Source organism: Nocardioides sp. (assembly GCF_004803405.1).
Lineage (GTDB): Bacteria > Actinomycetota > Actinomycetes > Propionibacteriales > Nocardioidaceae > Nocardioides > Nocardioides vastitatis.
Genome location: NZ_SSXI01000146.1, coordinates 1 through 6158, shown reverse-complemented (window position 1 = coordinate 6158; position 6158 = coordinate 1). Strand labels below are relative to the sequence as shown.

Sequence of the window (6158 nt, the reverse complement as noted above, 5' to 3'; positions counted from 1 at the left end):
GGCGCCGCCGCGGCCGTGGAACAGCGTCAGCCGGACGCCCGCCGACTCGGCCCAGGCCACCAGCCTGGCCTGGGCCCGGTGCAGCGCGAGGGTCGCGGCGACCGGGCCGACGTCCTTCGCCGAGTCGGAGTAGCCGAGCATCACCTCGAAGCGACCGTCCGAGGCGGCCAGCCGCTGGCGCACCTCGGGCAGCTCGACGATCTCGGCGACGACGTCCACGCTGCGCTCGAGGTCCTGCTCGGTCTCGAACAACGGCACGACGTCGAGCTCGATGCCGGCGCCGTCGAGGGCCACCTGCGCCAGATCGTAGACCGCCGCGACGTCGGCGGCGGAGCGCGTGAACGAGACGACGTAGCGTCGGCAGGCGCGGACACCGTACCGGCGCTGCAGCTGCGCCATCGACGACAGCGTGTCGATCACCTCGACCGTGCGGGCGGAGAGCTCGCCGCCCGCCTCGATCTCAGCCAGCGCCGCGGCGTGGACCTGGGAGTGCTGGCGGATCTCCAGCTCGGCGAGGTGGAAGCCGAAGGTGTCGAGCTGCCAGATCAGGTGCTGGAGCTCGCCGTGCGCCTGGCGGTGCGCACCGGCCTCGACCAGCGACTCCTGCACGCAGAGCAGGTCGGCCCGGAGCTCGGCGGGGGTCGCGTAGGCGAGGTCGGCGTCGCGGGTGCGGGTCGCCGCGATCCGCTGGGCGGCGAGCAGCAGCAGCTGCCGGTGCGGCTCGCCCGGCGAGCGCGTCGCGATCTGCTTCATCAGCTGGGGGTGCTCGGTGCCGGCCAGCGCGATCGCGGCCCTGACCGCCCTGCTCGGCGGGGTGAACCGCTCGTCGAGCGTCAGGGCGCGACCCACCCGGTCGCACACCCGCTCCAGGGCGAGCAACACGTGCTCGGACTGGATGGCCATCGCTTCCCTGGTGACCTCCGCGGTGACGAAAGGGTTGCCGTCGCGATCGCCGCCGACCCAGGAGCCCAGCCGGAGGAACGCGGGCACACCGGTGGGCTCGAGGCCGGAGCGGGCACCGGCCACGGCCGCCTCGACCCGGCGGTACACCTCGGGCACCACCCCGAACAGGGTCTCGTCGAACACCGTCATGAACGTGCGCACCTCGTCGAGCGGAGTGGGTCGACTGGTGCGCCGGAGTGCGGTGCGCCAGAGACGATCGACCGCCTCCGTGAGGCGGCGGGGAAACGACTCCGTGACTCCGGACTCGCTGCGATCGCGCTCGACGAGCAGCTCGGCGATCCGCTGGGACGCCGCCACGACGGCGCGGCGGCGCGCCTCGGTGGGGTGCGCGGTGAGCACGGGGTGGATCTCGAACGTGGTGAGCAGACGCCTGGCCTCGACCTCGTCGCTCCTCCTGGCCTCCTGAAAGGCCGCGCCGATCGCGGAGTCGCGGTGCGCTGCGTCGAAGGCCGACAGCGATCGCGCCCGATCGTGCTCCTCGGCGAGGTTCGTCAGGTGGAAGTAGCAGGCGAACGCCCGGGCCACCACCACGGCGCGCTCCCACGGCCAGTCCGCGATCAGCCGCTCGGCTCGCTCGGCGGCTTCCCTGGACGAGGCGGCGTCTCCGGCGTCTCCGGCGTATGCGGCGATCGTGAGCTCGCGCAGTCGCTCGACGTCGGCGTACACCGACTCGCCCGCCTGCTCCCGGATCACCGTGCCCAGGGTCTCGCCGAGGAGTCGCACGTCTGCGCGGAGGCGCGGCGGCACCTCGAACGCGTCCGAGGCTCGCGAAGCCTCGCGGTTCGGGGAACGGTTCACCGGGCACCTTTCGCCGTGCGGAAATGCGTTGTTGTATGCTGTATTCAATGCTGCGGCCGTCGAGCGGTCAAGGCGTCGTCCCGGGAACCCGCGATCGCGTCAGCGACCGCGGAGGATCGCACTGAGGGCGTCGTCGAACCGGACGCTGACTGCCTCGCCGGGCGCCGGCGCCGGGGCATCGATGCCGAGATGGGCGACCAACGGCACCAGCCCACCCGGGAGCCGACCGTCGAGGAGCACGACCCGATGGCCCCGGCCGGGACTGACGCCGCGCACCACCGCGGGCAGCCCCTCTCGGCCGCTCGGCCCGACCTGGACGGCGTTCGCGAACGCGGCGACCACGGCAGGCCCAGGGCCCAGGCCGTCCGTGGCCAGTCCGGTGGGCCACTCCCCCACCAGGACGGCGCCGTCAGGCGTGATCCGTGCCGTCAGCACGTTGTCGTAGCCCACGACGGTCGCGACGGCAGCGTCCGCGGGCATCCGGTTGATCATCTCCGGGGTGCCGACCTGGCGTACGGCGCCGTCGACCAGCACGACGACGCGGTCGGCGTGCCGCAGCGCCTCCTCGGGTCGGTGGGTGACCTGCACGGTCGTCACGGCCCGGTCGGCCAGCGCACGCTCGAGGTCGGCGAAGAAGATCGCGCGCGCCTCGGTATCGAGCCCGGCCGCGGGCTCGTCGAGCAGGAGCAGGTCGGGGTCGCAGGCGAGCGAGCGGGCGAGATTCACGCGCTGCTGCTCCCCTCCCGAGAGCGCCAGTGCCGGTCGCTCGGCCAGATGGGCGACCTGCAGGCGCTCCAGTGCCCCGAGCGCCATCGTCCGGCGTCGTGCGCGCGGCACCTTGCGCCAGCGCAGAGGCAGCTCCACATTGGACAGGACCGTTGTGCCCAGCAGCGCGGGACGCTGTGTCACGTACCCGACCCTTCGACGCTCAGCGAGGCCGAGCCGCCGGACCGGCACACCGTCGACCTCGACCTCGCCGCGGTCGGGTCGCGTCACCGCGGCCAGCAGGCGCAGCAGCGTGGTCTTGCCGGCGCCGTTCGGGCCTAGCACGAAGAGGTGCTCGGACGGCTTCACGTCGAGGTGGTCGACAACGAGCACCTCCCGCCCTCCGCGGGCGACGCGCACGTCGCGAACCGTCAGCGCCGCGCCCATGCGCCGCCCCTCTGCTGGACCGACGCGAGCAGCCCGTTGACGACGAAGGCAAGGGACAGCAGCACCCCGCCGTAGACGAGGGCCACGCCGAACTCGCCACGGCCGACGTTCTCCACGATGGCCGTGGTCATCACCTGGGTGTGACCGTGGATGTTGCCGCCCACGATGGTGGCCGACCCCACCTCGGAGATCGCGTGCCCGAAGCCCGCCATCGCCGCGGCCAGCAGCGGCAGTCGCGCCTCCACCCAGATACGCGCCACGACCTGCCACCGGTTGGCGCCCAGGGACCGCAGGTGCCCGGGGAGCTCGGGCGGCAGCAACTGAACCGCGGCCATGGTGATGCTGGTGATCAACGGCAGTGCGATCAGGATCTGGGCAATGACCATGCCGCGAACCGTGTAGATCAGCCCCAGGTCACCCAGGGGGCCGCTTCTCCACAGCAGCAGTGCCACGAACAGCCCGACCACCACCGTCGGCACCGCCATCCCGGTGTTCACCAGCGCGGTCACGAAGCCCCGGCCGGGGATGCGCGCCAGGGCCAGCCAGGTGCCCAGGGGTATCCCGATCGTGGCCGCCACGAGGGACGCCGTCAGCGACACCAACGCCGATCGGGCGAGCACCTCGTAGACCGGGTCGACCACTACTCCTCCCCCGCCTCCGCGTCGGGCACGAACAGCGGCTCGCCGTACTGCTCGACGCCGAAGTCGCCGATCCGCTTTTGTACGTCGGGCTCGCGGATCCACGTCGCGAGCTCCTCGGCGCAGGACACCGGCTCCTCGCCGCGGTCGACGACGATCACGTGGTAGAAGTTCTGGAGGTCGCCCGAGCCCTCGAAGGTGATCGTGGAGTCGAGGTTCGCGGTGGCCAGGAACGTGCCTCGGTCGGTGAGCGCGTACGCCGACCTCTGGCCCGCGATGGTGAGCGTCTGCCCCATCCCCTGACCGGTCTCGAAGTACCACTCCCCGGCTGCGTCGACGCCGGCCTCCTCCCAGAGAGCGAGCTCCTTCGCGTGGGTGCCGGAGTCGTCGCCGCGCGATGCGAACAAGGACTCGGTCTCGGCGATCCGGACCAGCGCGTCGGCGGCGTCGGCGGCACCCTCGAGATTCGCTGGATCCGCCTCCGGCCCCACGATCACGAAGTCGTTGTGCATGACCGGCTCACGGCTCACTCCGTGACCACCGTCCATGAACTCCCTCTCCGCACCCGGGGAGTGCACGAGGAGCACGTCGGCGTTCCCCCGTTCCCCCAGCTCGAGGGCCTCACCCGAGCCCACCGCCACCGTCTTGACCGTGCAGCCGAACTCCTTCTCGAAGTCCGGCAGCAGCTCGTCGAGCAGGCCGGAGTCCTGGGTGCTCGTGGTGGTCGCGAGGATGGCCTCGGAGGAGGCGGCATCCGAGGCCACGGAGCATCCGCCGCCGAGCAAGGCACAGGCGGCCGTGAGCGCCGGGAGCATCGCGCGCGCCGTCATGCTGCCACCCGGACCTCACCGCTGCGGGCCAGGTCGTAGCCACCGAGGCCTGTCAGCCGCTCCTGGACCGAGGTGCTGGCGAGCACGTCGAGCACCGGCAGCAGCAGCTCGAGCGATTCCGGGGCGACCGCCAGCTCGAAGTCATCCCACTCCACGGGCACGAAGTCGGCACCGATCGCCTCGGCCGATGCCTGCACGGCCAGCCCCGCATCGGCGGCCCCCGTCGACACCGCGACCGCGACACCCAGGTGCGAGCCGAACTCGGCACCTCCTGCCGGCCGCACTCCGGCCGCGCGGAGGAGCCGGTCGAGGAGCAGCCTCGAGCCGGTCCCGGGCGAGCGCCACGCGAGCGTCCGACCCGCCAGGTCCTCGACGCTTCCGATCCCGGACGGGTTCCCGGCCGGAACGACGATGCCCTGCTGCCGGCGCCACAGATGCACCACGGTGGCGGGCTCACCACCGAGCACGCGACGCACGAAGGGGTCGTTGGCCGCCCCGGTGCGGTCGTCGCGCAGGTGCACGGCCGCGGCGTCCACCGAGCCGCGGGCCAGCTGCGCCAGCCCCGCCACGCTGCCCGCACCGTTCGGCGACCGCTGGATCGTTGGACCCACCGCACGCACGAGATAGTCGAGACCGGGGTCGTCGCTACCGGCGAGCCGGATGGCGCCGGTGGCGGAGCGGAAGGCCAGTGCTCGCGCCAGCGCGTCCTCGGTCACGAACGCAGTCGAACGCGGCCGCCCCTCGATGACACCCGCCTCGCGCAGTAGAGCGTGGGCCCGGGCAGCGGTGCCTGGTGCGCAGTCCATCTCGTCGGCCAGGGCCCGGACGCTTGGTACGGGGTCGCCGGGAGCGAGCGAACCGGCCACGACGCGGGCCGCCAGCTTGGCCGCGACCGCGTGCGGCAGCTGTGCCATCTGTCTCATGCATACAGAGTACAGACTACCGAATGCGCGCGCCAGACTCCGTCGTGTCGTACCCGCCCAACGCACCGATGGAGTCGTGGAAGCCGGGCGCGGCGAGCAGCGCCCACAACGGGGCGAGCAACGGATCGTCGAGGGTGGCGACGTCGAGCACCAGGTCGTAGGGTTCCTTGGCCACCGGGACGAAGTCGAGCCCGAAGGCCCGGGCCGCGGCCAGGATGCCGAGGCCGCAGTCAGCCCGGCCGGCGGCCACGGCTGCCGCGACGGCGAGGTGGGTCGGCTCCTCCCGGGCGTACCCCTGCACCTCTCCCGGGTCGACGCCGAGCCGCGACAGCTCGTGGTCGAGCAGCATCCTGGTGCCCGCGCCGCGCTGCCGGTTCACGTACGACAACCGGCCGCCGGCGAGATCTGCGAGGCCGGTGACGCCTCGCGGGTTGCCCGGCGGCACGATCAGGCCCTGCTCGCGGTGGACGAGGCGGACCACCGCCAGGTCGCGCCCCGGCATCATCTCCTCGAGGTACGGCAGCGTGTACTTGCCGGTGGCCGGGTGCAGCAGGTGTGACCCGGCGACGTGGCACAGGCCGTCGCGCACGGCCACCAGGCCACCGAGCGACCCGACGTTGGTGGAGACCAGGCTCAGCGTGGGGTCGGCGGCACGCAGGGCGCTGGCGGCGAGGTCGAGCACCAGGTCGTGGGAGCCGATGGCCACGATGGTGCGCTCGACCTCCGGCAGCGCCCGCAGCAGCTCCACGGACACCTCCTCGCCGGCATGGTGCCCCTCCACCCCGGCCGGCACGCGGAGCAGGCCGTCGGCCCGCACCAGCGAGGTCAGCACCCCGGCGCCGCGCGGCAGCGGC

Annotated in this window: 6 protein-coding genes; all 6 read right to left on the bottom strand. The window is 72.8% G+C overall.

Annotation, left to right across the window (positions count from 1 at the left end; all coding sequences use genetic code 11):
• Nucleotides 1-1761 (bottom strand): phosphoenolpyruvate carboxylase (locus E7Z54_RS10850; RefSeq protein ID WP_136433598.1); only part of this gene is annotated, 1761 nt, incomplete at its 3' end.
• Nucleotides 1762-1860: 99 nt separating this feature from the next.
• Nucleotides 1861-2913 (bottom strand): ABC transporter ATP-binding protein, encoded by a 1053-nt coding sequence (locus E7Z54_RS10845; RefSeq protein WP_136433596.1) that lies wholly within the window; start codon nt 2911-2913, stop codon nt 1861-1863.
• Nucleotides 2898-3554 (bottom strand): ABC transporter permease, encoded by a 657-nt coding sequence (locus tag E7Z54_RS10840; protein WP_136433594.1) that lies wholly within the window; start codon nt 3552-3554, stop codon nt 2898-2900. The genes E7Z54_RS10845 and E7Z54_RS10840 overlap by 16 nt, the downstream gene beginning before the upstream one ends.
• Nucleotides 3554-4381, bottom strand: coding sequence for a substrate-binding domain-containing protein (locus E7Z54_RS10835; protein WP_240769624.1), 828 nt, complete (start codon nt 4379-4381; stop codon nt 3554-3556). The genes E7Z54_RS10840 and E7Z54_RS10835 overlap by 1 nt, the downstream gene beginning before the upstream one ends.
• Nucleotides 4378-5304: a substrate-binding domain-containing protein gene (locus tag E7Z54_RS10830; protein ID WP_136433592.1), complete on the bottom strand. Its 927-nt coding sequence runs from the start codon at nt 5302-5304 to the stop codon at nt 4378-4380. The genes E7Z54_RS10835 and E7Z54_RS10830 overlap by 4 nt, the downstream gene beginning before the upstream one ends.
• Nucleotides 5305-5320: 16 nt before the next feature.
• A partial coding sequence (locus tag E7Z54_RS10825; protein ID WP_276606219.1) for a substrate-binding domain-containing protein occupies nt 5321-6158 on the bottom strand: 838 nt, incomplete at its 5' end.